The sequence below is a fragment of the Bacillus sp. FSL K6-6038 genome, from assembly GCF_038050455.1.
Lineage (GTDB): Bacteria > Bacillota > Bacilli > Bacillales > Bacillaceae_G > Bacillus_A > Bacillus_A pseudomycoides.
Window position 1 is genome coordinate 4,240,600 of record NZ_JBBOUH010000001.1, and the last position, 25,290, is coordinate 4,265,889.

Annotated in this window: 23 protein-coding genes and 1 other annotated feature; of the genes, 3 read left to right on the forward strand and 20 right to left on the reverse strand. The window is 38.2% G+C overall.

The annotated features are described in order from the left end of the window. Positions 1–223: 223 nt before the first annotated feature. From NSQ40_RS22375 to NSQ40_RS22430, 12 genes are all read right to left on the reverse strand, one after another. Complete coding sequence (locus NSQ40_RS22375; RefSeq protein ID WP_000903177.1) at positions 224–991, reverse strand: tRNA threonylcarbamoyladenosine dehydratase; 768 nt, start codon at positions 989–991, stop codon at positions 224–226. 978 nt (positions 992–1,969) lie between these two features. After that, positions 1,970–3,745 (reverse strand): aspartate--tRNA ligase, encoded by a 1,776-nt coding sequence (gene aspS / locus NSQ40_RS22380; RefSeq protein ID WP_003208580.1) that lies wholly within the window; start codon positions 3,743–3,745, stop codon positions 1,970–1,972. A 12-nt stretch (positions 3,746–3,757) separates the two neighbouring features. Further along, positions 3,758–5,029, reverse strand: coding sequence for a histidine--tRNA ligase (gene hisS, locus NSQ40_RS22385; RefSeq protein ID WP_003200476.1), 1,272 nt, complete (start codon positions 5,027–5,029; stop codon positions 3,758–3,760). 69 nt (positions 5,030–5,098) lie between these two features. Then, positions 5,099–5,331, reverse strand: a binding site (T-box leader). A 54-nt stretch (positions 5,332–5,385) separates the two neighbouring features. Continuing rightward, entirely contained in the window at positions 5,386–5,562 is a 177-nt protein-coding gene (locus NSQ40_RS22390; protein WP_003200475.1) for a hypothetical protein, read from the reverse strand. Positions 5,563–5,699: 137 nt separating this feature from the next. After that, the gene (locus NSQ40_RS22395) at positions 5,700–5,891 is read right to left on the reverse strand and encodes a hypothetical protein (RefSeq protein WP_003200471.1); all 192 of its coding nucleotides are present in this window, start codon (positions 5,889–5,891) and stop codon (positions 5,700–5,702) included. 188 nt (positions 5,892–6,079) lie between these two features. Continuing rightward, positions 6,080–6,520 (reverse strand): D-aminoacyl-tRNA deacylase, encoded by a 441-nt coding sequence (gene dtd / locus NSQ40_RS22400; protein WP_003200469.1) that lies wholly within the window; start codon positions 6,518–6,520, stop codon positions 6,080–6,082. A 17-nt stretch (positions 6,521–6,537) separates the two neighbouring features. Then, positions 6,538–8,724, reverse strand: coding sequence for a GTP diphosphokinase (gene relA / locus NSQ40_RS22405; RefSeq protein WP_003200467.1), 2,187 nt, complete (start codon positions 8,722–8,724; stop codon positions 6,538–6,540). A gap of 214 nt (positions 8,725–8,938) precedes the next feature. After that, positions 8,939–9,451 carry an adenine phosphoribosyltransferase gene (locus tag NSQ40_RS22410; RefSeq protein ID WP_003200465.1) on the reverse strand — a complete coding sequence of 171 codons (513 nt, stop codon included), beginning with the start codon at positions 9,449–9,451 and terminating at the stop codon, positions 8,939–8,941. A 47-nt stretch (positions 9,452–9,498) separates the two neighbouring features. Further along, positions 9,499–11,838 (reverse strand): single-stranded-DNA-specific exonuclease RecJ, encoded by a 2,340-nt coding sequence (gene recJ, locus NSQ40_RS22415; RefSeq protein ID WP_327807203.1) that lies wholly within the window; start codon positions 11,836–11,838, stop codon positions 9,499–9,501. A gap of 119 nt (positions 11,839–11,957) precedes the next feature. Then, a complete protein-coding gene (locus tag NSQ40_RS22420) occupies positions 11,958–12,851 on the reverse strand; it encodes a cation diffusion facilitator family transporter (protein ID WP_018765899.1) in 894 nt (297 codons plus the stop codon). A gap of 272 nt (positions 12,852–13,123) precedes the next feature. Then, positions 13,124–15,385 carry a protein translocase subunit SecDF gene (gene secDF, locus NSQ40_RS22425; protein WP_003200458.1) on the reverse strand — a complete coding sequence of 754 codons (2,262 nt, stop codon included), beginning with the start codon at positions 15,383–15,385 and terminating at the stop codon, positions 13,124–13,126. Positions 15,386–15,731: 346 nt separating this feature from the next. After that, positions 15,732–16,016, reverse strand: a complete 285-nt coding sequence (locus NSQ40_RS22430; protein WP_003200455.1) for a post-transcriptional regulator — start codon at positions 16,014–16,016, stop codon at positions 15,732–15,734. A 218-nt stretch (positions 16,017–16,234) separates the two neighbouring features. Between NSQ40_RS22430 and spoVB the strand changes: the two genes are divergently transcribed. Then, positions 16,235–17,794 carry a stage V sporulation protein B gene (spoVB, locus tag NSQ40_RS22435; RefSeq protein WP_003200453.1) on the forward strand — a complete coding sequence of 520 codons (1,560 nt, stop codon included), beginning with the start codon at positions 16,235–16,237 and terminating at the stop codon, positions 17,792–17,794. 87 nt (positions 17,795–17,881) lie between these two features. On the opposite strand, the gene NSQ40_RS22440 is transcribed toward spoVB, so the two are convergent. Next, positions 17,882–18,538: a DUF421 domain-containing protein gene (locus tag NSQ40_RS22440; protein ID WP_018765902.1), complete on the reverse strand. Its 657-nt coding sequence runs from the start codon at positions 18,536–18,538 to the stop codon at positions 17,882–17,884. Between the two features lie 114 nt (positions 18,539–18,652). Here NSQ40_RS22440 and NSQ40_RS22445 point away from each other — a divergent pair, with 114 nt between their 5' ends. Further along, positions 18,653–19,036 carry a TIGR04086 family membrane protein gene (locus NSQ40_RS22445; protein WP_003200449.1) on the forward strand — a complete coding sequence of 128 codons (384 nt, stop codon included), beginning with the start codon at positions 18,653–18,655 and terminating at the stop codon, positions 19,034–19,036. A gap of 31 nt (positions 19,037–19,067) precedes the next feature. Here the strand turns inward: NSQ40_RS22445 and yajC are convergent, their stop codons facing one another. Genes yajC through ruvA form a run of 6 tightly spaced genes read right to left on the reverse strand, consistent with a single transcriptional unit; the run spans position 19,068 to position 23,402 of the window. Further along, complete coding sequence (gene yajC, locus NSQ40_RS22450) at positions 19,068–19,328, reverse strand: preprotein translocase subunit YajC (protein ID WP_003200446.1); 261 nt, start codon at positions 19,326–19,328, stop codon at positions 19,068–19,070. 27 nt (positions 19,329–19,355) lie between these two features. Beyond that, the gene (tgt, locus tag NSQ40_RS22455; protein WP_000125373.1) at positions 19,356–20,495 is read right to left on the reverse strand and encodes a tRNA guanosine(34) transglycosylase Tgt; all 1,140 of its coding nucleotides are present in this window, start codon (positions 20,493–20,495) and stop codon (positions 19,356–19,358) included. 14 nt (positions 20,496–20,509) lie between these two features. Next, entirely contained in the window at positions 20,510–21,562 is a 1,053-nt protein-coding gene (gene queA / locus NSQ40_RS22460) for a tRNA preQ1(34) S-adenosylmethionine ribosyltransferase-isomerase QueA (RefSeq protein WP_003208591.1), read from the reverse strand. 18 nt (positions 21,563–21,580) lie between these two features. Beyond that, positions 21,581–21,781: a DUF2905 domain-containing protein gene (locus tag NSQ40_RS22465; protein ID WP_026008581.1), complete on the reverse strand. Its 201-nt coding sequence runs from the start codon at positions 21,779–21,781 to the stop codon at positions 21,581–21,583. Beyond that, positions 21,778–22,779 (reverse strand): Holliday junction branch migration DNA helicase RuvB, encoded by a 1,002-nt coding sequence (gene ruvB / locus NSQ40_RS22470; RefSeq protein WP_003200439.1) that lies wholly within the window; start codon positions 22,777–22,779, stop codon positions 21,778–21,780. The genes NSQ40_RS22465 and ruvB overlap by 4 nt, the downstream gene beginning before the upstream one ends. Before the next feature lie 5 nt (positions 22,780–22,784). Continuing rightward, a complete protein-coding gene (gene ruvA / locus NSQ40_RS22475; protein WP_016116459.1) occupies positions 22,785–23,402 on the reverse strand; it encodes a Holliday junction DNA helicase RuvA in 618 nt (205 codons plus the stop codon). Positions 23,403–23,592: 190 nt separating this feature from the next. Here ruvA and NSQ40_RS22480 point away from each other — a divergent pair, with 190 nt between their 5' ends. Further along, on the forward strand, positions 23,593–24,537 hold the full coding sequence (locus NSQ40_RS22480; RefSeq protein ID WP_341286147.1) for an iron-hydroxamate ABC transporter substrate-binding protein: 945 nt from the start codon (positions 23,593–23,595) through the stop codon (positions 24,535–24,537). Positions 24,538–24,555: 18 nt separating this feature from the next. Here NSQ40_RS22480 and NSQ40_RS22485 read toward each other — a convergent pair whose 3' ends face one another. Further along, the gene (locus NSQ40_RS22485) at positions 24,556–25,080 is read right to left on the reverse strand and encodes a BofC C-terminal domain-containing protein (protein WP_018782982.1); all 525 of its coding nucleotides are present in this window, start codon (positions 25,078–25,080) and stop codon (positions 24,556–24,558) included. Positions 25,081–25,290 lie beyond the last annotated feature (210 nt).

The window sequence follows — 25,290 nt, forward strand, 5'->3', positions numbered from 1 at the left end:
AATTTTCAAAATTACACTTGGGATTCTTGTGTTACTTTTAGGATTCTTCACAATTAGAGGTTTAAAAAAGACTTCTGCATACAAATCGGACAAATACGAGAATTATTTATTATTTTTAATCGCTTTTGAATCTATCGTCTTACCGATATGGATATTTCTTTAACATCTTTTCATACAAATAAAAAAGCGTATACTCCTCATGGAATATACGCTTTTTTATTTTTTATTCTTGCCCTACACGCTTCACTTCTACGTTTTTAATACGTTCACGTACAACGTGACTCGCCATAATTAAACCAGCCACAGATGGTACGAAGGCATTTGAGGAAGGTGGTAATTTCGCTTTACGAATTTTCGCATTTTCGTCTGGTACGATTTCTTTACGTACTTCTTCACGAATTACGATTGGGTTTTCGTCAGAGAAGACAACTTTTACACCTTTTTTAATACCCTCCTTACGAAGCTTCGTACGAATTACTTTCGCAATTGGATCTGTATGTGTTTTAGAAATGTCCGCAATACGGAAACGAGTTGGGTCCATTTTATTTGCTGCGCCCATACTTGAGATAATTTTAATTTTACGACGTAAACATTGTTTAATTAAATGAATTTTGAACGTAATTGTATCAGATGCATCCACTACGAAATCTAAGCCGTGTTTAAAGAACTCTTCATATGTTTCATCTGTATAAAACATTTCTAGTCCAATTACTTCACATTCCGGATTAATGTCTGCAATGCGCTCTTTCATTAATTCTACTTTTGAACGTCCTACAGTAGATACTAAAGCATGAATTTGACGGTTTACATTTGTAATATCTACAACGTCTTTATCAACTAATACAAGACGTCCTACGCCAGAACGCGCTAACGCTTCTGCTGCGAATGAACCTACACCGCCAATTCCTAGAATACCAACTGTACTATTTTTTAATATTTCAAGACCTTCTTTTCCGAAGGCTAATTCATTACGTGAAAATTGATGTAACATTCAGCTCTACACTCCTATTACAAAAATGGTCTACCATGTATTCTAGCGTTTTTCCGACTATTTGTATAGAAAAAGTTATAGAATTCCTAAAAATACATATTCAAAAAAAGGATTACTAGCTAAACCGGACTTTTTAAATTTCCCTTCCAATCTATGTTTAAAAAGGAGGATTCAGAGAGCCGAGCTGTTCGAGGCGCTGACGCCAGGAGGAGCGGAGTGTAGGATTACTTACACGAGCACCGGACTGGCGAAGCAACGAAGAAATGCGACTGCTATCTGAACCAGATTTTTTAAACTTCCTCTTCCAATCCACGTTTAAAAAGGAGGATTCAGAGAGCCGAGCTGTTCGAGGCGCTGACGCCAGGAGGAGCGGAGTGTAGGATTACTTACACGGCACCGGACTGGCGAAGCAACGAAGAAATGCGACTGCTATCTGAACCAGATTTTTTAAACTTCCTCTTCCAATCCACGTTTAAAAAGGAGGATTCAGAGAGCCGAGCTGTTCGAGGCGCTGACGCCAGGAGGAGCGGAGTGTAGGATTACTTACACGAGCACCGGACTGGCGAAGCAACGAAGAAATGTGACTGCTATCTGAACCAGATTTTTTAAACTTCCTCTTCCAATCACGTTTAAAAAGGAGGATTCAGAGAGCCGAGCTGTTCGAGGCGCTGACGCCAGGAGGAGCGGAGTGTAGGATTACTTACACGAGCACCGGACTGGCGAAGCAACGAAGAAATGCGACTGCTATCTGAACCAGATTTTTTAAACTTCCTCTTCCAATCACGTTTAAAAAGGAGGATTCAGAGAGCCGAGCTGTTCGAGGCGCTGACGCCAGGAGGAGCGGAGTGTAGGATTACTTACACGAGCACCGGACTGGCGAAGCAACGAAGAAATGCGACTGCTATCTGAATCAGATTTTTTAAACTTCCACTAAAAAAAATCCTAGATGGGTTTAGTATAACCATCTAGGACTCCTTCTTACTTCTCTTCTTTTACGTTTAATTGTAAGTATAGCTCTTCAAGCTGCGCTTCTGCAACAGGGCTTGGAGCATCTGTTAATAAGCAGCTTGCGCTTGCTGTTTTCGGGAATGCAATTGTATCACGAAGGTTTGTACGGCCTGCAAGTAACATTACGAGACGGTCTAAACCTAATGCGATTCCGCCATGTGGTGGTGTACCATATTCGAACGCTTCTAATAAGAATCCGAATTGTTCTTGTGCTTCTTCTTGAGAGAATCCAAGAGCTTTGAACATTTTTTCTTGTACATCACGCTCATAAATACGAAGTGACCCACCACCAAGCTCATAACCGTTTAATACAAGGTCATATGCTTGTGCACGCGCTTTTTCTGGTGCTGTTTCTAATAACTCAACATCTTCACGGAATGGCATTGTGAATGGATGATGCGCTGCGAAGTAGCGATCAGCATCTTCATCATACTCAAGAAGCGGCCAATCTGTTACCCATAGGAAGTTAAATTTGCTTTCGTCAATTAACTCAAGTTCTTTACCTAAGCGTAAACGAAGTGCACCTAAGCTATCTGCAACAACGCTCTTCTTATCAGCAACGAATAATAATAAGTCACCCGCAGCCCCATCTAATGTGCTCATTAGTACGTTTGCATCTTCTTCACCGAAGAATTTCGCAATTGGTCCTTTTAAGCCATCTTCTTCAACTTTTAACCAAGCTAAACCTTTTGCTCCGTATACTTTTACGAATTCAGTTAATGCATCAATGTCTTTACGAGAATATTTACCTGCTGCACCTTTTGCATTAATTGCTTTTACTTGCCCGCCGCTTTCTACAGCACTTGTGAACACTTTGAAGCCGCAATCTGCTGCAAACTCAGATAAGTCAGTAAGCTCCATTGCAAAGCGTGTATCTGGTTTATCAGAACCGTAGCGAGCCATTGCATCAGCATACTTCATACGAGGGAATGGTGCACGAACCTCTACGCCTTTTGCATCTTTCATCACTTTTGTCATCATACGTTCCATCATTTCTAGAATTTCATCTTGTGTTAAGAATGATGCCTCGATGTCAATTTGTGTGAATTCTGGTTGACGATCGGCACGTAAATCTTCATCGCGGAAACAACGCGCTACTTGATAATAACGCTCAAATCCGCCGACCATTAGAAGCTGTTTAAATAGCTGTGGAGATTGAGGTAACGCGTAAAATTCACCTTCATGCACACGGCTTGGTACTAAATAGTCACGTGCTCCTTCTGGTGTACTCTTTGTTAAAATTGGTGTTTCAACTTCTAAAAACTCTTCTGAATCTAAGAAGTTACGAATTGTTTTTGTCACGTCGTGACGCATTTTGAATGTGTTATACATAACAGGGCGACGTAAATCTAAATAACGATATTTTAAACGAACATCTTCTGATGCATCTGTATCGTCTGCAATAATAATCGGCGTTGTTTTTGCTGCATTTAATACATTTACTTTCGTTGCTTGTACTTCAATGCGCCCTGTTGCCATATTTTCATTAATTGCACCTTGACCACGTTCAACAACTGTTCCTTCTACGTGTAATACGTATTCGCTACGAATTGTTTCTGCTACTTCTAGTGCTTCTTTTGATGTTTCTGGGTTAAATACAACTTGCACGATACCTGTACGGTCACGTAAGTCGATGAAAATGAGTCCGCCTAAGTCACGGCGTTTTTGTACCCAACCTTTTAATTGAACGGTTTGTCCAACTGCTTCTACTGTTACTTTTCCACATGCATGTGTTCTTTCAGCCACTATGAGTTCCCCCTATATTAATTTCTCTGCTACATATGAAGCAAATACATCTAAAGCCACTTCTTCTTGTCCACCTGTTGCCATATCTTTTAAGTTGATGATGCCTTTATCTAGCTCATCTTCTCCTAATACAGCTACATATTTCGCATTTAGACGATCTGCTGATTTAAATTGTGCTTTCATTTTGCGATCTAAATAATCTTTTTCAACTGATAATCCAGCTTTACGAAGATCAAATGCAATTTTTGCTGCGTGATCTTTCGCTTTATCTCCAAGTGCTACAACGTAGCAATCAATGTTATGTTCAATTGGTAATTCAATATTTTCAGCTTTCAGCGCCATAATTAAACGTTCAATACTCATCGCAAAACCAATACCAGGCATTTCTGGACCACCGATTTCTTGTACAAGACCGTTATAGCGACCACCGCCACTTAATGTCGTGATTGCACCGAAACCGTCTGCTTCACTCATAATCTCAAATACAGTGTGCTGATAGTAATCTAAACCGCGCACTAGGTTTGGATCTTTTTCAAATGGGACACCCATCATTGTTAATAACTCTTGTACTTTTTCATAGTACGTTGTTGATTCTTCGTTTAAGTATTCTGTAATAGACGGTGCTGTGCTCATTAATTCATGATTACGGTCCTTTTTACAGTCTAAAATACGAAGTGGATTTTTCTCTAAACGAGATTGGCAATCTGAACAGAATTCGCCGATGCGAGGCTCAAAGTGAGCGATTAACGCCTCACGGTGCGCTTGACGGCTCGCTGCATCACCTAAGCTATTTAGGACAACTTTAATGTTTTTTAATCCCATGCCGCGGTAGAATTCTACAGCAAGTGCAATCACTTCCGCATCAATTGCTGGATCATTACTACCGATTGCCTCGATACCAAATTGTACGAATTGACGATAGCGACCCGCTTGTGGTCTTTCATAACGGAACATTTGACCGATGTAATATAATTTCGTTGGCTGTGTTGCATCACCATACATTTTATTTTCAACATAAGAACGTACAACAGGTGCAGTTCCTTCTGGACGTAATGTTAAGCTACGTTCGCCACGATCTTGGAATGAGTACATTTCTTTTTGTACGATATCTGTTGTATCACCAACACCGCGTAAAAATAATTCTGTATGCTCAAAAATTGGTGTACGAATCTCTTTATAGTTGTAACGACGGCAAATTTCGCGTGCTTGCCCTTCGATATACTGCCATAACTCAATGGTTCCTGGAAGAATATCTTGCGTTCCGCGTGGGATTTGAATAGACATATTCAGTTCCTCCTCAAATTGTTTTAATCTTATTAAAAATAAAAAAACTCCCGCCTCTACTGATTATCCAGTAGGGACGAGAGTATTATTACCCGTGGTGCCACCCTAATTGAAGCACGTATGCTTCCACTTTTTTAATAACGCTTAAACTTGCGTTCAACCCCTACTAAGCATTTGTGCCGTTCAAGTTGAAACCTACAGAGTGTCATTCGATTAGTCATCATGTAGAAATGTTTTCAGCCTAGGACATTTCCTCTCTTTTCATGTGTATCTCATCTACTCTTCTCTATCATCGGTTCTCTTCATATGTAAATATAAAATTACTATACGTTTGTTCAGGGCGATTGTCAAGTGCACTAGGAGCGTTCAATCTGCTTCTTTAACCGTTTTACATCCTGTAATGAAATACCAAATTCAGATGCAAGCTCCATAGAGGTATTATTTTGTTCTCTTGCAATAAACTCATGAAAATTCACGTTAAATAATTGGTTTGCACCGTTTGTAACAGAGTGTCCTTTTTCATTCATGCGCATACGCGTATCCCTCACAATCAATATGGATGTTTTTACTTTTATTGTTCCATATTGATTGTCCGGTTATACCCATAAATGACTAACGCTTATTTCATCAACAGGCTTTTATTATATTACGTATATCTTCTCAAGCAAGACTATTCCATGCTACTTTTATATAAACCGTCAGCTCTTTGGATACTAAAGAACGTTACAATGATTCCTGCCATTACAAATACTACCCAAGTGCCATAACTTGCTACCGCAAAAACAACTCCTAATACATGTAAAAGAATTGCCGCGCTAAATCCTAAAGCAAGTTTAGTGTCTTTAAAGATCGACCAATTCATACGCTTGCTCCCCCTTAAATACCTTTTCACACACATACCCCAAATCAAATTTTTACCAATATATACATTATACTATATCGTCCATTCTCCTTCACAACCATTTTATTATAAATTAGAAAAACATAACACGAACTATAAAGCTTATACATAAAAAAGAGAGGATTACAAAACCCTCTCTTCCAGCATCATTATTTACTTTCTAAAATTAAGGTCACCGGACCATCATTAATTAAAGAAACATCCATCATTGCTCCGAACCTGCCCGTTTCTACGCGCAGTCCTTGTTTGCGCAGTTCTTCATTGAAGAAATCATACAAGTTCTCTGCGTAGTCTGGTTTCGCAGCATCCATAAAGTTTGGGCGTCTTCCTTTACGGCAATCTCCGTACAATGTAAATTGTGAAATGGATAGCACTTGTCCCTCCATATCAAGGACAGAATGGTTCATCTTCCCGTTCCCATCCTCAAAAATACGTAAATTCGCAACCTTCTCGGCAATATATGTTGCATCTTTTTCTGTATCTTCATGTGTAATGCCAACTAGCAATGTTAAACCGAACGGAATTTGCCCTACAATCTCACCATCTACTGTAACAGACGCTTCTTTTGATCGTTGCAAGACAACTCTCATATTTTATACACTCCCTATTAATGCATCATGCGGCGTACTGCATAAATTTCTGGAACTCTTTTAATACGCTCTACTACCTTTTTCAAATGATGTAAATTACGAATAGAAATGGACATATTGATCGTTGCCATTTTATTGCGGTCGCTTCTACCTGAAACAGCTGAAATATATGTTTTCGTCTCTGTTACAGCTTGCAGAACTTCATTTAGTAAGCCGCGGCGATCATAACCAGAAATTTCAATATCAACGTTATACTCAATCTCTTTTTCTGGACTACCTTCCCACTCTACTTCTAGTAAACGCTCCTTAGCTTCTTCTGTATGCACATTAACGCAATCACGACGGTGAATAGAGACACCGCGTCCTTTCGTAATGTATCCGACAATATCGTCACCTGGAACTGGGTTACAGCATTTCGATAAGCGAATTAATAAATTGTCAGCTCCACTTACTTTTACACCTGAATCCCATTTTCTGATTTTCATCGGTTTACGAACTTCTTTTACTTCCACAATATCTTGTTCTTCGTCACGCTGTTTGCGGAACTTGTCCGTTAGACGCGTTGCAATTTGTGCAGCCGTAATGCCGTTATACCCAACTGCCGCAAACATATCCTCTTCATTTGCAAAGTTGTATTTCTCAGCCACTCGCTTTAAATTGTCAGGTGCTAATATTTCTTTCATTTCATACTCTAAGCTACGCACTTCTTTTTCAACAAGCTCGCGACCTTTTTCGATATTCTCATCTCGGCGCTGCTTTTTGAAGAATTGGCGGATTTTATTTTTCGCATGAGATGTTTGCGCAAGTTTTACCCAGTCCTGACTTGGTCCATATGAATGTTTAGATGTTAAAATTTCAATGATATCACCTGTTTTTAATTTATAATCAAGTGTTACCATTTTCCCGTTTACTTTTGCACCAATTGTTTTATTCCCTATTTCTGAATGGACACGGTAAGCAAAATCAATTGGAACAGAACCTAGTGGTAATTCCATGACGTCTCCTTTTGGTGTAAAGACGAATACCATATCAGAAAATAAATCAATTTTTAATGACTCCATAAATTCTTCCGCATTAGAAGCTTCATTTTGCCATTCTAATATTTGACGGAACCACGTTAATTTTTTCTCAAGTGTACCTGTTGCTTCTGCCGCTTTTCCTTCTTTATATGCCCAGTGTGCCGCAATTCCGTATTCTGCAATTTCATGCATTTCTTTCGTACGAATTTGCACTTCAAGCGGGTCACCTTTTGGACCAATCACAGTTGTATGGAGGGATTGATATAGGTTCGCTTTCGGCATTGCAATATAATCTTTAAAACGACCTGGCATTGGTTTCCAGCACGTATGAATAATTCCTAACACTGCATAGCAGTCTTTAATACTATTTACAACAACGCGCACAGCTAGCAAATCATAAATTTCATTAAATTGTTTATTTTGAAGTGCCATTTTACGATAAATACTATAAATATGCTTTGGGCGACCTGAAATATCAGGTTGAATCGCTACTTCTTTCAGTTTGTCACGAATACCCGTCATGACTTCATCTAAATATTCTTCACGTTCTGCACGTTTCCGCTTCATTAAGTTTACAATGCGATAGTATTGCTGCGGATTCAAATAGCGAAGCGATGTATCCTCTAGCTCCCATTTAATAGTATTAATTCCGAGTCTATGAGCTAAAGGTGCAAAAATTTCTAACGTTTCATTTGCGATACGACGCTGCTTTTCTTGAGGCAAATGCTTAAGTGTACGCATGTTATGAAGACGGTCAGCTAATTTGATTAAAATAACACGAATATCTTGGGCCATTGCAATAAACATTTTGCGATGGTTCTCTGCTTGCTGTTGTTCATGAGATTTGTATTTAATTTTCCCAAGCTTTGTAACACCATCAACAAGCATGGCAATTTCTTTATTAAATTCCCGTTCAATATCTTCTAGTGTAACCTCGGTATCTTCTACTACATCATGCAAAAAACCTGCCGACACTGTAGATGGATCCATGTGTAAATCGACTAAAATACCTGCTACTTGAATCGGGTGAATAATATATGGTTCGCCCGATTTTCTATACTGTTCGCTATGTGCATCACGTGCATATTCATAGGCACGTGCCACCAGCTCAATATCATCGTCCGCTAAATATTGACTTGCCTTCTCGAGTACCTGTTCAGCTGTTAGTACTTGCTCATTTGCCATCGAATCACCTTTTATTGAAAATTGACTTTTCCCTTACTCATTAGAATAAATTTTATTCTATCATTATAACCTAATGATTGTGAATTGTGAAAAGGAAAAGATTTTACTGATATTTCATCATACTTTTTTGTACAATTATACAAAAGTACCCGCTCCTCTCCAAGAGATTCACGGGTACTTTTTTTCTATCGCCGTAGTTTTATCTATATAATAATTAGTATTTTTCTAACACTAATACATCATAACCGTCTAACATTTTGCGGCCATCTAAGTAAGTAAGTTCTACTAAGAATGCAATCCCTGCTACAATTCCGCCAAGCTCTTCAACTAGCTTAATTGTCGCTTCGATTGTTCCACCTGTAGCTAATAGGTCATCTGTAATTAATACGCGTTGACCTGGTTTAATTGCATCTTTATGGATTGTTAAAACATCTTTTCCATACTCTTTACCGTAGTCAACTGTAATTACTTCACGAGGTAATTTCCCTAATTTACGAACTGGTGCAAATCCTACTTCTAATGCGTAAGAAACTGGGCAACCGATAATAAAACCACGTGCTTCTGGTCCTACTACAAGGTCGATGTCTCTTTGTTTTGCGTAAGCAACGATTTCATCTGTTGCTGCTTTGTATGCTTGCCCATCGTTCATTAAAGGTGTGATGTCTTTAAAAACGATACCTTCTTTCGGATAATCCGGTACAATTGCGATATGTTGCTTGAAGTCCATATTTCTGAATCCTCCTCAGATATAAAAGGTCTGTAAATACAAGGCCTTTACCCTAACTGTTCTACTTCTTTATGATTACGAATCGTTTCAAACCATGTATATAATTGTTGATATGTGCTATAAATCAACTCTTTTTCTAGTTGTAAATGGTTCATTTTCTCACGATATGTGTTCGATTCAATTAAATCACGCTTTTTCATTTCTTCTGCCATAAAAATGACACCGTCTTTTATTGTAACAAATTCTAACTCAAAAAACACCTGTGTCATGAAATTTACTGTATCTTTTGACCAACCTTTATGACGACATAGCTGTTCTCCATGTTGTCTTAAAGAAAATGGTGCTTTTTGGTGTAAAAAGGAATAGTACCATTTAAAGTGTTCCCTTGTTGGAACTGTACTAAATAAATGATTATTCTCTTGGTAAAACAGCGTATAAATTCGCGCTGGGAATCCTGCCTCAAATAAACCTCGTAATTCATCCGTTGACTTTGGTAAATCTAGCAACACAATATAACGACCATCTAGGTCAGTCACTTCTGAAGCATGTATAAGTTGTTCTTTATATTCTTCTAAAGAAAATTTATTTAATATCTCTTCAGAAAAATACACCATTGTTATTTTTTCTCGTGAAAGTTCTGCTAAGTTCGATTCCACATTACGCATACTACGCCAATCAAATAATTGCCATGCATCTACCGCAATATCTTGAATCATAAGTTGCGGTTTTTTGAAATTATTCCATTCATTAATTGATGCCTCACCAACGACAGAAACGTGAGCAACTGGAGAAATTTCTTTCGCATAGGTTCCAAAACCAAATCCAATCGTATCTAACGTCGCCTGTCCGTCACGAAGTGCCATTTTCAAATGAGAACCATCAGATCCAATGGCACGAATACTTTCTAACTCCGCATCTCTAATTGCGATACGCGGCTTCGGATTTCCAACACCAAACGGTGCGAGCTTCTGCATTTCCTCAATCGCTGAGAGCGTCACATCCTCCACTTTGCAAATCGCATCAACTGTTGTAATCGGAGTAAAATCTTCAGACGTTAAAATCGCATCTGCTTGTTCATTTAAGCGGCGGCGCAGTTCATCCACATCATTCATATGAAGCGTCATTCCCGCCGCCATTGGATGTCCCCCAAAGTGCGGTAACAATTCCCTACAATCTGATAAGTTTGCAAATAAATCAAATCCTACAATACTACGAGCAGACCCTTTTGCTGTTTGCTTCTCGGGATCAATACACAATACAATTGTTGGACGATAAAAGCGTTCTACTAATTTAGAAGCAACAATCCCTATTACTCCTGGATTCCATCCTTCTTTCGCGAGCACTAACACTTTATTGTCCTCTGGCGGATAATTGTTTTCTACCTCTGCAATCGCCTCTTCTGTAATTTGCTTTACAATATCTTTTCGAAGCTTGTTCAGTTCATCAATTTCTTCAGCAAGCTCTTTCGCTTCTTCTGGATCTTCTGATAAAAGGAGGTGAACTGCCGGAGCCGCATCTTCTAAACGACCAATTGCATTAATACGCGGTGCAATTGAGAAACCAATGCTCTCTTCCGTAATCTCACTTTGTGAAACATTTGCTACTTTAAATAATGCTTTTAAACCAATATTTTTTGTCATTCGCATTTGTTTCAATCCACGCTGCACAAGCAATCTATTTTCACCATGAAGTGATACTAAATCGGCTACCGTACCAATCACTGCAATTTCTAATAAATGCTCCGGTACACGCCCAAGTAGTGCATGCGCTACTTTAAACGCAACACCAACGCCCGCTAAATAATGAAACGGGTAAACACCACCCTTTAGCTTCGGGTGAATAATCGCAAGTGCTTCTGGCAGTTCTGGCGGCGGCTCATGATGATCTGTAATAATAAGATCTATACCAAGCTCTTTTGCTACTTGCGCCTCATGGACTGCTGCGATACCTGTATCAACAGTAATGATAAGAGAAAATCCCGCACGGTGTGCCCAGCGGAACGCCTCTTCATTCGGTCCATACCCTTCAGTAAATCGGTTTGGAATATAGAACTCAACATCCGCACCTAATTCTTGAAGAGCAAGAAATAAAACGGTTGTACTACTTACACCGTCCGCATCATAGTCTCCGAATATTAAAATTTGTTCTCCATTTTGAATGGCTTGCCCTATACGTTCTACCGTAAGGTCCATTCCTTCAAGCAAAAATGGATCGTGAAATTCTTGCTGTCCTGTATTTAAAAAATCCACAATCTTATCTTCTGTATCTAAACCTCTACTGAGGAATAACGAAGTAACAAGCGGTGATAATTGCAATTTACTTGCTAATTCACTCACCAGTTCCTCATTAAATGACTTTTCTTTCCAACGCGTCTTCGGTTGTAACACGAAATCACCCCTTAACCTGTCCATTATACAAGACAGATTAAGGGGTGACAATATGATACAAACTCTATTAGTTATGATTGAATATCTCCATAAACAGATGAATATTTACTTATTTCGTATCAATCAGGAGAATACGGATTAATATGTACAAAAACATTTTGTACATTATCTTGTTTCATCAATACCTCTTTTACATGTTTCCCGATGCGATGTCCCTCTTCCACTGTGATATATGGATCAACAGACACTTTAATATCAACAATGACATAATGTCCATGCTCTCTTGCATACAAAGAACCAATTTTTTTCACACCTTCCACTTGAAGAACTGATTCTCTTAGCGGAATAACATCTTCTTCATGAAGTACATGATCAAGCGTTGTATGAATCGCTTCTCTTCCAATACTCCATGCCATCTTTACAACAAGTAGAGAAACAAATAATCCTGCAACAGGATCGGCATACACAAGCCAATCTAAACCTAGTTTATTGCCGATAATAGCTGCACAAATCCCGATTAAAGCTGCAATTGAAGAAAACACATCTGAACGGTGCTCATATGCATTTGCAATAATTGCATCACTATTTATCCGTTTCCCTAATCGATACTTATACTGAAACATCCCTTCTTTTACCACGATAGAAAGAATAACCGCAAAAATTGTAATTCCCTTCGGTGGTTCAAGGTACTGCGTAAAAGCCTTTATAGAAGAAATCGCAATTTCAATCCCAACAATAAATAATAACACTGCAACAATAATCGCTGAAATCGATTCCGCTTTTCCGTGCCCATACGGATGATCTTCATCGGGGGGTTGCTTCGCTGCACGCAATCCAAAAAACACAGCTAACGAACCAACTACATCTGACGCCGAATGAACTGCGTCCGCTAAAAGCGCCTTACTATTCCCAATATAGCCGATTACCGCTTTTACAATCGCTAAAACAATATTTCCAACGATTCCAACAATAGCGCCAAACTCCGCCTGTTTAAAACGTTCATCTTTTTCCATAAATGAAATCCCTTCTTTTCTCAAACTACCTTTTTTATTGTTACAAAAAATAATGAAAGAAGCATCACTTCCCACTAGTCTCCGTAACTGGCTCTACTAACCTTTAACAAAACCGCTAAAGGAAGTTTCACTGTCCCTAACACCCCGATTAGTTCCACTAACCTTTAGCAAAAAACGCTAAAGGAAGTATCGCTTTATTGTATCCACAAACGAAAAAAGAGATGCCTCTAATGTAAAGAGGCATCATCTTTTTATATGTTCTGTTCTAACCTTTATACTTGTGGTTCAGATACTTCAGTTTCTACTTTTTTCTTGCCTTTTCCTTTTTTCAATCGGCGATTTTCAAGCATTAGCCAGATTTGAGAAGCAACGAAAACAGAAGAATACGTACCTACAACTAATCCAACCATTAATGCAAGTGAGAAGTTTCGCAGTGATTCACTACCGAAGATCAGCAGTGCAATAACTGGGAACAATACAGTTAAAACTGTATTAATGGAACGACCAATTGTTTGACGAATACTTGAGTTTACGATTTCTTCTAAATCTTTCAAATCACGAATTCGTTTTTTCTGTTTGTATAACTCACGGTTTCGGTCAAAGGTAACAATCGAGTCATTGATAGAATAACCAATAATTGTTAATACCGCAGCGATAAACGTTAAATCTACTTCCAATCGGAATACGCTAAACACAACAATCATAACGAACGCATCATGTAACAATGCTAATACGGCAGATAACGCATATGTGAAACGGAAACGAATACTCACATATAAAATGATAACCGCTGAAGCAATCAGAACCGCGATAAATGCATTTCGTGCAATCTCTTTCCCGATCGTTGGAGAAACTGTACTTACATTTGGATCTGTACCATATTTATCGTGGAAGAATGTTTTTGCTTTCGCAATTTCATCTTTTGATAAAACGCCTAATGTACGAACAGCAAATCCTTTATTGTCATCCCCTGTTGGTACAATGTCCTCTTTTTTCACATCAATTTTTAACTCATGTAAATCTTTTTGAACTTGATCTACACTAATCGCTTGTTTTGACTGCAAGTCCATACGTGTACCACTCGCAAAGTCAATTCCAAGGTTCATTTTGAAAATTGGTAGTATAATTGCTCCAGCAATAACAACTACAATTGAGAATAAAAAGAACTTGTGACCGATATTCACAAAGTTAATACGATCAAATCTCGTTGGTGCATGTTCTACACCTTTCGATAACGGAATAATTTCCTTCTGTTTCACACCAAAGTAAGATAATTTCTTATCGAAGTAACGGCTTTTTACAAGTAATCCAAGTAGGAAACGAGTACCGAATACGTTTGTAAGGAAACCAACTAAAATACTTACGATTAAACTTGTTGCGAACCCTCTTACAGAACTTGTACCATAAGCGAATAACACACCAGCTGCTGCAATTGTCGTAACGTTCGCATCTAAAATTGTTGCTAACGAACGGTGATTACCAGCGCGATATGCTGACATCATTGACTTACCAATTCGCAATTCTTCCTTCAGTCGCTCATACGTAATAATATTCGCGTCGACCGCGATACCAACCCCGAGCACTAACGCCGCAATCCCCGGTAACGTAAGGACTGCATGCATCCAGTTAAAGACAAGCAATGTTACGAAAATATATAACCCTAACATAATAACCGCTACAAGTCCTGGCAAACGGTAGAATACAAGCATAAATAAGAAGATAATAGCAATTCCGATTGCACTAGCGAAAATCGTTTGCTCTAATGCTTGTTGACCAAATTTTGCCCCAACAGATGTTGAATACATTTCTTTTAAATCAACAGGAAGTGCACCAGCATTTAATAAAGATGAAAGCTGTTTTGCACTTTCAACTGTGAAGTTTCCACCTGTGATAGATACTTCCGCTTGATTAAATACTTGATTTACTGTTGCTGCTGATAAGAATTTAGGATTTGGTTTTGCTGCTTCAGCTTTATAAGAATCTTTACCTTCTTCAAAATCAAGCCAGATTACCATTAAATTGTCAGGCTTCATACTTAATATTTTTTCTGTAACAGAACGAAACTTATCAGCACTTTTTAATGTAAGTCCAACGCTTGGTCGGCCTTGATCATCAAACGTTTGCTTCGCTCCCCCGCCTTTTAAATCTGTTCCGTCCATGAGAAGATTATCATTCACATCTCGGAATGTTAATTTCGCTTGAGTAGATAAGATTTCACGTGCTTTTTGCTGATCTTTTACACCAGCAAGCTGTACACGAATGCGATCTTTCCCTTCGATTTGAATGTTCGGTTCACTAACACCGAGAACATTCACACGATTTTCAAGAGCACCTACTGTACTTACAAGTGCATCATGATCGATTTTATCTCCCTTTTTCGCCGGCTTTACTTCATACAAGATTTCAAAGCCACCACGAAGGTCTAGTCCAAGACTAATTCCTTTTGTTATGTTTTTTCCTGTCGCGCCAATAATTCCACCGATTAATAAAACGATGAGAAAAAACGCGACGATTCTAGTACCGCGCTTTGCCATATGTACCTTCTTTCTGCTACTAAAACCATAAACAAATCATATCATTCATTTACGCTAGACAATTTCCTGTAACAACCATTTCTGTTTATTCACAGGCATTCCTTTACACTTCTGCATTTGTCTAGTTAGTAGGCTTCCTTTCTGTGAATTTTCAACTTTCATACTAGCCATATAGGCAAAACCTCAGTTCTACATTTTAGACGCTGGGCTGCAACCTATATCTTACTACAAATTTTTATGACTTCTGCTTCCTACCTCCTTTACTTAAAATCTCTGACATATACATTCCTCTTTATCAATACCTATCATTATACTGCAAAAGGAAGAACAAACCAATTACAGTCGGTTATTTATTTTCATATTCTTCAAATGACCAAAGTGGCGCTTGATACGCTTCTACTGTTAAATATGTCATATACTCATTTGCTGTTAATGTTAGCACATCATTCACAAGCTCATACAATCTAATTTCACTTTTTATTTTTTTCCACTTTTTACTTTTTAAACATTTCCAAATATCATTAACAGTCACTCGATCATAGCCAAACATTTGGAATTCTTCTAATTTGCTCTCTAAAACGACTTGTAACTGTCCGCGGTAAGCTTCTACCAAATCTTCTTTTTCAATCATACCATCACATCTCCTTCTGATTTCAGCACGAAAAGTCGCTTTTCATCCCGCTCTAATGGACAGCAATAACTGTCTTTAAGGGTTTTATCGCTCTGCTCTTTCCCATGAAAGTCTTACTTTATAAGCGCATCCTCTTAAATGCTTGTCATTCTTGTCTCATACGTGCATATAAATTATTGTAAATCATTCCATTGATTTTGAGAAGGTAGGAGAAGATCATGACGAGACAAAGCTTTTTACGAGGTGCATTTATTTTAATGCTAGCTGGTTTTATTACAAAAATTCTCGGGTTCATAAACCGAATTGTAATGGCGCGTATTTTAGGAGAAGAAGGCGTCGGTCTTTACATGATGGCTGTCCCCACCTTTATTTTAGCAATTACATTAACACAAATCGGACTTCCTGTTGCCATTGCAAAATTCGTTGCAGAGGCGGAAGCAGTAAATGACAAACAAAAAGTAAAGAGAATATTAACAGTATCATTAGCTGTTACATCCGTTATTAGTATTATCTTAACAATCGGCATCATGCTTCTAACGCCCATCTTAGCTGAAACTTTATTAACGGATAAAAGAACGTACTATCCACTAATGGCAATTTTACCTGTCGTTCCTGTTATTGCGGTTTCCTCTGTTTTGCGCGGCTATTTCCAAGGAAAACAAAATATGAAACCAAGCGCATATGCACAAGTGTTAGAACAAGTTGTCCGTATTACCATTATTGCCGTATGTATTCGGTTATTTTTACCTTACGGTGTTGAATACGCCGCTGCGGGTGCAATGTTATCAGCTGTTCTTGGGGAAGTTGCTTCTTTATTATTCTTACTTACTTTATTTCAGCGTGAAAAACATCTTTCTATACGAACTGGTTTTCTAAACACTGTCAAAGAAAGTAAACATACTTTTCATTCACTTATGGAAATTGCACTTCCAACTACAGGAAGTCGCTTAATTGGATCAGTCTCTTATTTTTTCGAACCAATTATCGTTATGCAAAGCTTAGCGCTAGCTGGTGTTGCGGCTTCAGTTGCTACACAGCAATACGGCATATTAAACGGCTATGCATTTCCTCTCTTATCATTGCCAGCCTTTATTACATATGCGCTTTCTACAGCACTCGTACCATCCATTAGTGAAGCAATGGCAAAAAAACAACATCGATTAGTAGAACACCGTCTGCAACAAGCGCTCCGCATTTCTTTAATTACTGGAGGGTGGTCAGTCGTTATTCTTTATGTATTTGCTTCACCTGTTTTAACTCTCATGTACGGTTCAGACAGCGCAACTGCATTCATTCAATTACTTGCACCATGCTTTTTATTTCACTATTTTCAAAGCCCCCTTACATCTGTTTTGCAAGCTTTAAACTTAGCACGCGCCGCGATGATGAACACGTTTATCGGAGCCATTGTAAAACTGCTCGTTATTTTCTTACTCGCTTCACGTCCAGAATTTCAAATGATGGGGGTCGCACTTGCAATTGCCGCTAACATTGTGACGGTAACATTCCTTCACTACGCTACCGTCTTAAAAAAAATTACATTTACAATTTACATGAGAGATTATATTTTCGGGGGAATTACGATTGCCATTGCAGGAGCTTTCGGATTCTATCTTCATAAATATATTGTTTTTTCACATTCACTTGGCATACAAACATTATGGGAAATTACACTAACCACTATCCTTTATATTCTGCTTCTTCTTATTTTTAAACTGATTCGTAAAGAAGAATTACGACGTATTCCTATTGTTCGTAAACTTTTGATTTCAAAATAAAGTGAAACTTTACTCAGTAGAGGATTCTCCATCCCCACTATCCGCAAATAGCTGGGTAAATAGGCTTGCCTCTAGTCTGGCAAGCCTTTACTTCTCTTTCACATCGACAAAAAACTGTCCATTTTGAAAACTACAATACAAAATTTTTTTCACATCGTTATGCCCTAAGTTTTTTAATTTCTCTACTAGCCAGCCATCCGAATGCTCAATCATCTGTAAATGTTTATATTGAATTTCCCCATCAATAATTAAAGGAAGCGAAAACAGCGGTGTATCATTTTTACTCTTCTTACTTTTTTGTTTTTGAAAGACAGATAATTTTCCAGATGGCTCTAAAATAGCATACTCTACATCTCTTATATCTCCAACTCCCTGCTCACGTAATTGCATCATTAAGTCGTCTATATTATAGCGTTGCTTCCGCATCTGTTTCTCATCAATTTTTCCTGCATTCACAATAACAGCTGGCTCCCCTTCTATTAAATGACGAATACGCTGATTTTTTAAAGAAACCATCGATAAAGTTATTTGCACAGCCATGAGCAATACCATAGGAACTAGTTGATGCCAAAGAGACTTATCTGTATTTTCAATTGCGACCACAGCCATCTCACCAAGCATAATAAAAACCACTAAATCTAATACACTAAGTTCTCCAATTTCGCGTTTTCCCATAAGGCGAAAGATAATTAAAATCACAACATATAAAAGCATCGTCCGTCCAATTATCGATAGCCATTCCATTACTTTTTTCTCCTTTTTTAAACATTTTCTACTCATAGGTTTCCCTATAAAAAAGAAACTAGTCTAACTTATCAAAAATGAAAATATGCTTGTATTAAAAAGGGGGAATGCATAATGGATGGAACGAAAAAATTATCTACAGCAATCGGATTTGGGATTATCACTTTATTAATATTGGCCTCTATTACAAGTATGTTGATTGCTCTTTTATTAAAGTTTACAGATATAAGTGAAGGAACATTGGCTATAACCATTTTTATACTCGCTCTTCTTTCCATGCTCATATCCGGGTTTATCGCTGGCAAAAAAGCGCAAGGAAAAGGATGGTTCGTCGGATTCACAACCGGGTTTATCTTTGCTACTCTTGTTTTTCTCGTTAATTACTTAGGTTTCTCTCACGCATTATCTAATTCACAGCTTCTTTATCAACTTGGGTTAATGGGGGTAAGTACACTCGGAGGCATATTCGGCGTTAATATGTCAAAGCATACAGATTGAAAAAGCCCTGCATTCGCAGGGCTTTTTACTATTACTTCTTCACAACTTCACGAATCGCATTGCGATCGAATGTTAAGTGTGAACCACCAGATTTAATAACAATCGTAGTGTCATCTACTGATTCAATTGTGCCGTGTAAGCCACCGATTGTTACGATAGCATCACCTTTTTGGATTCCACTTTGCATTTGTGCTACTGCCTTTTGACGCTTTTGCTGCGGGCGAATTAATAAGAAATAGAAAATCGCAAACATCGCAACAATCATGACAATATTCATCATACCTGGATTCATCTTTTGTTCCTCCTTTTAAATTATGTATTAGAAGTTTTTAGCATTCGGTTTATTAAAGCCATATTGTTCAAAGAACTCTTCACGGAAATCGCCAAGACGGTCTTCACGAATGGCTTGTCTCACCTGCTCCATTAAGTTTAACAGAAAATGAAGGTTGTGATAAGACGTTAACCGAATTCCGAATGTTTCATCACACTTCATTAAGTGACGAATGTACGCACGAGAATAATTTTTACATGTGTAGCAATCACAATTTGGATCAAGTGGGCCAAAGTCTCTTGCAAATTTCGCATTTTTCACAACAAGACGTCCTTGACTTGTCATACATGTACCGTTTCGAGCAATACGAGTTGGAAGTACGCAGTCAAACATATCAATACCACGAATTGCACCATCAATTAATGAGTCAGGAGAACCTACCCCCATTAAATAACGTGGTTTATTGTCTGGAAGAAGCGGTGTTGTAAATTCCAGTACGCGGTTCATAATATCCTTTGGTTCCCCAACTGATAATCCACCTACTGCATAACCAGGGAAGTCCATTGAAACAAGGTCTTTCGCACTTTGGCGACGAAGTTCTTCAAACTCTCCGCCCTGTACAATCCCAAATAACCCTTGATCTTGTGGACGTTCGTGAGCTTTTAAACAACGCTCTGCCCAGCGGCTCGTACGTTCTACAGATTTTTTCATATATTCAAAAGTAGCAGGAAACGGTGGGCATTCATCAAATGCCATCATAATATCTGAACCTAATGCATTCTGAATCTCCATCGCTTTTTCTGGTGATAAGAATAACTTGTCTCCATTTAAGTGATTACGGAAGTGAACCCCCTCTTCTTCAATACGACGGAAATCACTTAAACTAAACACTTGGAAACCACCAGAATCCGTTAAGATTGCACGGTCCCAGTTCATAAATTTATGTAATCCGCCTGCCTCACGTACAATTTCATGACCTGGACGAAGCCATAAATGATACGTATTACTTAAAATAATGCCAGAATCCATCGCCTTTAACTCTTCTGGTGACATTGTTTTAACTGTCGCAAGTGTACCAACTGGCATAAATGTTGGTGTATCAAATGAGCCGTGCGGTGTATGAACGCGACCTAAACGGGCACCCGTTTGTTTACATGTTTTAATAAATTCATAACGAATTGCTGTCATAGATTTACTCCTTTTTATTTACTTCTTTCTTTAGCATGAGATGCAACAAACATCGCATCACCGAAGCTAAAGAAACGGTATTTTTCTTTTACTGCTTCATTATAAGCATGAAGGACATTTTCTCTACTTGCAAATGCACTTACAAGCATAATTAATGTTGATTTTGGCAAATGGAAGTTTGTAATTAAACCGTCAATTGCTTTAAATTCATATCCTGGATACATAAAAATATCCGTCCATCCCGATGTCGCACAAAGCTTACCATCGTGATCTGTAGCAATTGTTTCTAGTGTACGTGTTGACGTTGTACCAACAGTAATAATACGACCGCCGTTCTCTTTCACACGATTTAACAAATCTGCTGTTTCTTCTGACATATGATAATACTCAGCATGCATATGGTGTTCTTCAATTGTATCCGCAGACACTGGTCTAAATGTACCAAGGCCAACATGAAGCGTAATGAATGCTAAATGAACGCCTTTTTTCTTCAATTTCTCTAATAATTCTTCTGTAAAATGAAGCCCAGCTGTCGGCGCTGCTGCAGAACCAATTTCCTTCGCATATACCGTTTGATAACGATCACGATCTTCCAGTGTTTCTTTAATGTATGGAGGAAGCGGCATTTCTCCAAGTTCATCTAAAATTTCATAAAAGATACCGTCATATGAAAACTCAAGCTGGCGGCCACCTTGATCAGCTGTTCCAATGCAAGTTGCTTTTAACTTTCCTTCACCAAAAGAAATGATAGTTCCTTCTTTTACACGTTTAGCTGGCTTTACAAGCGTTTCCCACTTATCTCCATCTTCTTGCTTTAAAAGAAGCACTTCAATATGTGCACCTGTATCTTCTTTCACACCATGCAAACGAGCAGGCATAACTTTCGTTTCATTTAAAACTAAACAATCACCCTCATGTAAATAAGAAAGAATGTCAGTAAAATGCTTATGCTCTATATCACCTGTTTCACGGTCTAACACCATTAATCTTGATGTTTCGCGCTGTTCAAGCGGCGTTTGGGCAATAAGTTCTTCTGGTAAATGAAAATCAAACAGATTAATATCCATAACTATATCCACCTATTTCTATTTAAATCGATTTATGATATACATAACAAAAGATAATACAATACTTAACACAATACATGTAATGATCGGAAAATAAAAGGTAACGTTTCCTTTTTTCACAAAAATATCGCCTGGAAGCCTTCCGATGAACTTCCAAGCTACTCCAACGACAATGAGAAGAATACCAGCTGTAATAAGCAGCTTTGGCATATCCGTCATACCCCTGGCATATCCATTCCGAAATGTTCATAAGCGAGTGGCGTTACAATTCGTCCTCTTGGCGTTCGTTGTAAAAAACCAATTTGTAGTAAATATGGTTCATACACATCTTCAATCGTCGTAGACTCTTCCCCAATTGTCGCTGAGACCGTTTCTAATCCCACTGGACCACCACGGAACTTTTCAATAATACCAAGCAATAATTTATGATCGATATGATCAAGCCCTAGTTTATCGACTTGCAATAGTTCTAATGCCATTTGTGTAATTTCCATCGCAATCGTTCCATCGCTTCGAACTTGTGCAAAGTCACGAACACGTCTTAGTAATCGGTTTGCGATACGCGGCGTACCTCGTGCACGCCTTGCAATTTCTAAAGCAGCTAATGAGTCAATTTCAACTTCAAACACTTCTGCTGTACGCTCTACAATCGCTGATAGTTGATCTACTGTATAATACTCTAACCGTGATAACACACCAAAGCGGTCACGAAGCGGTGCTGATAATGCACCAGCGCGCGTTGTTGCGCCAACCAGCGTAAACGGCGGTAAATCAAGCCTTACTGAACGTGCTGATGGGCCTTTCCCAATCACAATATCAAGACAAAAGTCCTCCATTGCTGGGTATAGTACCTCTTCAATTGACCTATGCAAACGATGAATTTCATCAATAAATAATACATCACCAGGTTGAAGCGCCGTTAATACTGCCGCTAAATCTCCTGGGCGTTCAATTGCTGGACCTGACGTCGTTCGAATATTAACGCCCATTTCATTGGCAATAATATTCGCAAGCGTCGTTTTCCCAAGTCCTGGCGGCCCGTATAATAGTACGTGATCCAATGTTTCCTCACGCATTTTCGCTGCTTCAATAAACACTTCTAAATTATGTTTCGCCTTATCTTGGCCAATATATTGACGGAGCGTCTGTGGCCGTAACGAATATTCTAAGTCCGCATCTTCATATGCCGATTCTCCTGAGAGAAGACGTTCGTCCATTCTACTCACCTCTTACCATTTAGTAAAAGACTAAGTGCCTTTTTAATATACTGATCCGTCGTAAGTGATTCTTTTAATAACTCCGGTACAACACGAGAAACTTCTCGTTCTGCATAGCCAAGTGCACGAAGTGCCTCAAGCGCTTCATCAAGCTCAGCTGATGAACCCTTCTTCTCGTCGAAACGTTCTACATCTGAGAATAAATCAACAAACGCATCTGGTACAACATCAGCTAATTTTCCTTTTAAGTCTAAAATCATTTGACGTGCAGTTTTCTTTCCGACTCCCGGGAATTTCACTAAGAATTTTTCATCCTCATGTTCAATTGCTTGCACGACCTGCCCCGTTTGACCAGAAGCTAAAATAGCAAGTGCACCTTTTGGTCCGATTCCTGATACACCTAAAAGTTTTGTAAATAACAAACGCTCTTCACGTGTCTTAAATCCATAGAGCGCCATAATATCTTCTCTCACATAATGATATGTATATACACGAATTTCTTGCTTACTTCTTTGAAATACATATGGATTTGGCGTAAAAATTTGATAGCCGATTCCATTATGATCAAGAACGACATATTCTGGCCCTACATATTCCACATAGCCTGTAACATATTCAAACAAAATACGATCTCTCCCTCTCAAATCATGTATTCCATTTTAACATATTTAATGATAGAAAAGCGAGACTACCCCAACAAATGTTCTCTATTTAGCTTTTTCATTTTTTTCATATTGACAGAACAACATAAAGCAAATTAATATTACAAAGACGATAATGATTATCAATATTAATTAAAGGGGTTACATAAAGGTGAAACGCAATCTATCTATTCTATTTACTCTCATTCTTGTTATTTTTACCATTGTTGGTTGCTCTTCTAAACAAGAAGAAGCACAGCCAAAAGAACAACCGAAAACAAAAGTTGTAAAACATGCAAAAGGTGAAGTTAAAATTCCGACAAACCCAAAAAGAATTGTCGACTTATCTGGATCATCTGAAGAACTATTACTTCTTGGTCATAAACCTGTTGGTGCAGCTAACACGTATAAAGATAAAATCCAAGATCATTTGCAAGAAAAGCTAAAAGATGTAAAAGCAGTTGGTTGGTACTGGGCACCTAAAGTTGATTTAGAAGCGGTTACTGCTTTAAAACCAGACTTAATTATTTTAAACAACCGTCAATTGAAAATTTATGATCAATTAGCAAAAGTTGCCCCAACAGTTGTTCTAGAAACAAACTTAGAAAACTGGCGCGACAAATTCAAGGAAGTAGGCAAGCTATTTGACAAAGAGGAAAAAGCAGATAAATGGATTGCAGACTACGATAAAAAAGCAGATTCCTTATCTAAAAAAATTAAAGAGAAAACAAAAGATGAAAACTTTATGTTCCTTGCTGTAACACCGCAAAACTTCCGTGTATATGGTAGCTTCGGATATGGTGATATTCTCTTTAATGACTTAAAACTTCCTGCAACGAAAGGAACAGATTTAAAACAGACGATGGCACAAGTATCATTAGAAGGTCTTGTTGCATTCCAGCCTGATCAAATGTTTATCGTAAACTTTGGTGGCGAAGCAGATAAAGTGTTCGATGACTACAAAAATAGTGCTGTTTGGAAAGATAACAAAGCTGTAAAAAATAATCATGTTTACGAAGTAAGCAATGAAGTCTTTAACACAAAAGCATTCAACCCTATCGGCAAAGATATGCTAATTGATGAAATTGCAAAACAAATTTTAGATAAAAACAAATAAGAAAACCAGCAGCTCACATCAGCTGCTGGTTTTCTTATTTTGCACTGCATACTGCTTCATTTTCTCAATCGTCTTCACAAAACGCTCTTTTGACTTGATACGAATACCACGTTTTAGCTTTGCACGATCATAACTTTCTAGCTTTTTCATATCAATTTGGAAGAATGAGTGAATCGCATTATCACTTTTTGGTACACCGTTAAAAATTTGCAGTATCCCCTCATTGGAAACACCAAAATACCCACTCGTTTTAAGTAGTGGTGAAATATCATCCACCTTTTTTTGCAGTACAATTTGCGTATCATCACGATCGACAAGCTGCCATTCTTTATACTGCTGAAGAAAATGTTCTAAATTTGCTACTTTTTCAGTGAAAATTTCCTCACTTACCTCTCCATCTACATACATACGCTCTAATAGAATCGTAACTTGAGGTTCTTTTTGCGTAACCTCTAATGCAGAAGCCGCAGCTATCACACTTGATTCATGATATAAACAAAACATAGCGATTACAACTTGAACTGCAACCATCATGAATTTCATTTCCGCTCACCTCTTCTAAGCAAAATAAAACTTCCGTTTGTAGTTTTTCCGGAAATAGAAGTTTTATCCATAGTAACAGCGGTGGTTATTTTTAATGAAAATAAAAAAATGCAGGTAAGGTGTAATCCCTACCTGCATGAGTCATTTACTTTTATATAATAAGAAAGACGCCTGCACATAGCAGGCGCCTTGATGCGTTTACGGCGAGAG

Coding starts and splice junctions, on each gene's coding strand:
- NSQ40_RS22375 (WP_000903177.1), bottom strand. CDS start 991: ATGTTACATCAATTTTCACGTAATGAATTAGCCTTCGGAAAAGAAGGT.
- hisS (WP_003200476.1), bottom strand. CDS start 5,029: ATGTCTATTCAAATCCCACGCGGAACGCAAGATATTCTTCCAGGAACC.
- NSQ40_RS22390 (WP_003200475.1), bottom strand. CDS start 5,562: ATGCGCATGAATGAAAAAGGACACTCTGTTACAAACGGTGCAAACCAA.
- NSQ40_RS22395 (WP_003200471.1), bottom strand. CDS start 5,891: ATGAATTGGTCGATCTTTAAAGACACTAAACTTGCTTTAGGATTTAGC.
- dtd (WP_003200469.1), bottom strand. CDS start 6,520: ATGAGAGTTGTCTTGCAACGATCAAAAGAAGCGTCTGTTACAGTAGAT.
- relA (WP_003200467.1), bottom strand. CDS start 8,724: ATGGCAAATGAGCAAGTACTAACAGCTGAACAGGTACTCGAGAAGGCA.
- NSQ40_RS22410 (WP_003200465.1), bottom strand. CDS start 9,451: ATGGACTTCAAGCAACATATCGCAATTGTACCGGATTATCCGAAAGAA.
- NSQ40_RS22420 (WP_018765899.1), bottom strand. CDS start 12,851: ATGGAAAAAGATGAACGTTTTAAACAGGCGGAGTTTGGCGCTATTGTT.
- secDF (WP_003200458.1), bottom strand. CDS start 15,385: ATGGCAAAGCGCGGTACTAGAATCGTCGCGTTTTTTCTCATCGTTTTA.
- NSQ40_RS22430 (WP_003200455.1), bottom strand. CDS start 16,016: ATGATTGAAAAAGAAGATTTGGTAGAAGCTTACCGCGGACAGTTACAA.
- spoVB (WP_003200453.1), top strand. CDS start 16,235: ATGACGAGACAAAGCTTTTTACGAGGTGCATTTATTTTAATGCTAGCT.
- NSQ40_RS22440 (WP_018765902.1), bottom strand. CDS start 18,538: ATGGAATGGCTATCGATAATTGGACGGACGATGCTTTTATATGTTGTG.
- NSQ40_RS22445 (WP_003200449.1), top strand. CDS start 18,653: ATGGATGGAACGAAAAAATTATCTACAGCAATCGGATTTGGGATTATC.
- yajC (WP_003200446.1), bottom strand. CDS start 19,328: ATGAATCCAGGTATGATGAATATTGTCATGATTGTTGCGATGTTTGCG.
- tgt (WP_000125373.1), bottom strand. CDS start 20,495: ATGACAGCAATTCGTTATGAATTTATTAAAACATGTAAACAAACGGGT.
- queA (WP_003208591.1), bottom strand. CDS start 21,562: ATGGATATTAATCTGTTTGATTTTCATTTACCAGAAGAACTTATTGCC.
- NSQ40_RS22465 (WP_026008581.1), bottom strand. CDS start 21,781: ATGACGGATATGCCAAAGCTGCTTATTACAGCTGGTATTCTTCTCATT.
- ruvB (WP_003200439.1), bottom strand. CDS start 22,779: ATGGACGAACGTCTTCTCTCAGGAGAATCGGCATATGAAGATGCGGAC.
- NSQ40_RS22485 (WP_018782982.1), bottom strand. CDS start 25,080: ATGAAATTCATGATGGTTGCAGTTCAAGTTGTAATCGCTATGTTTTGT.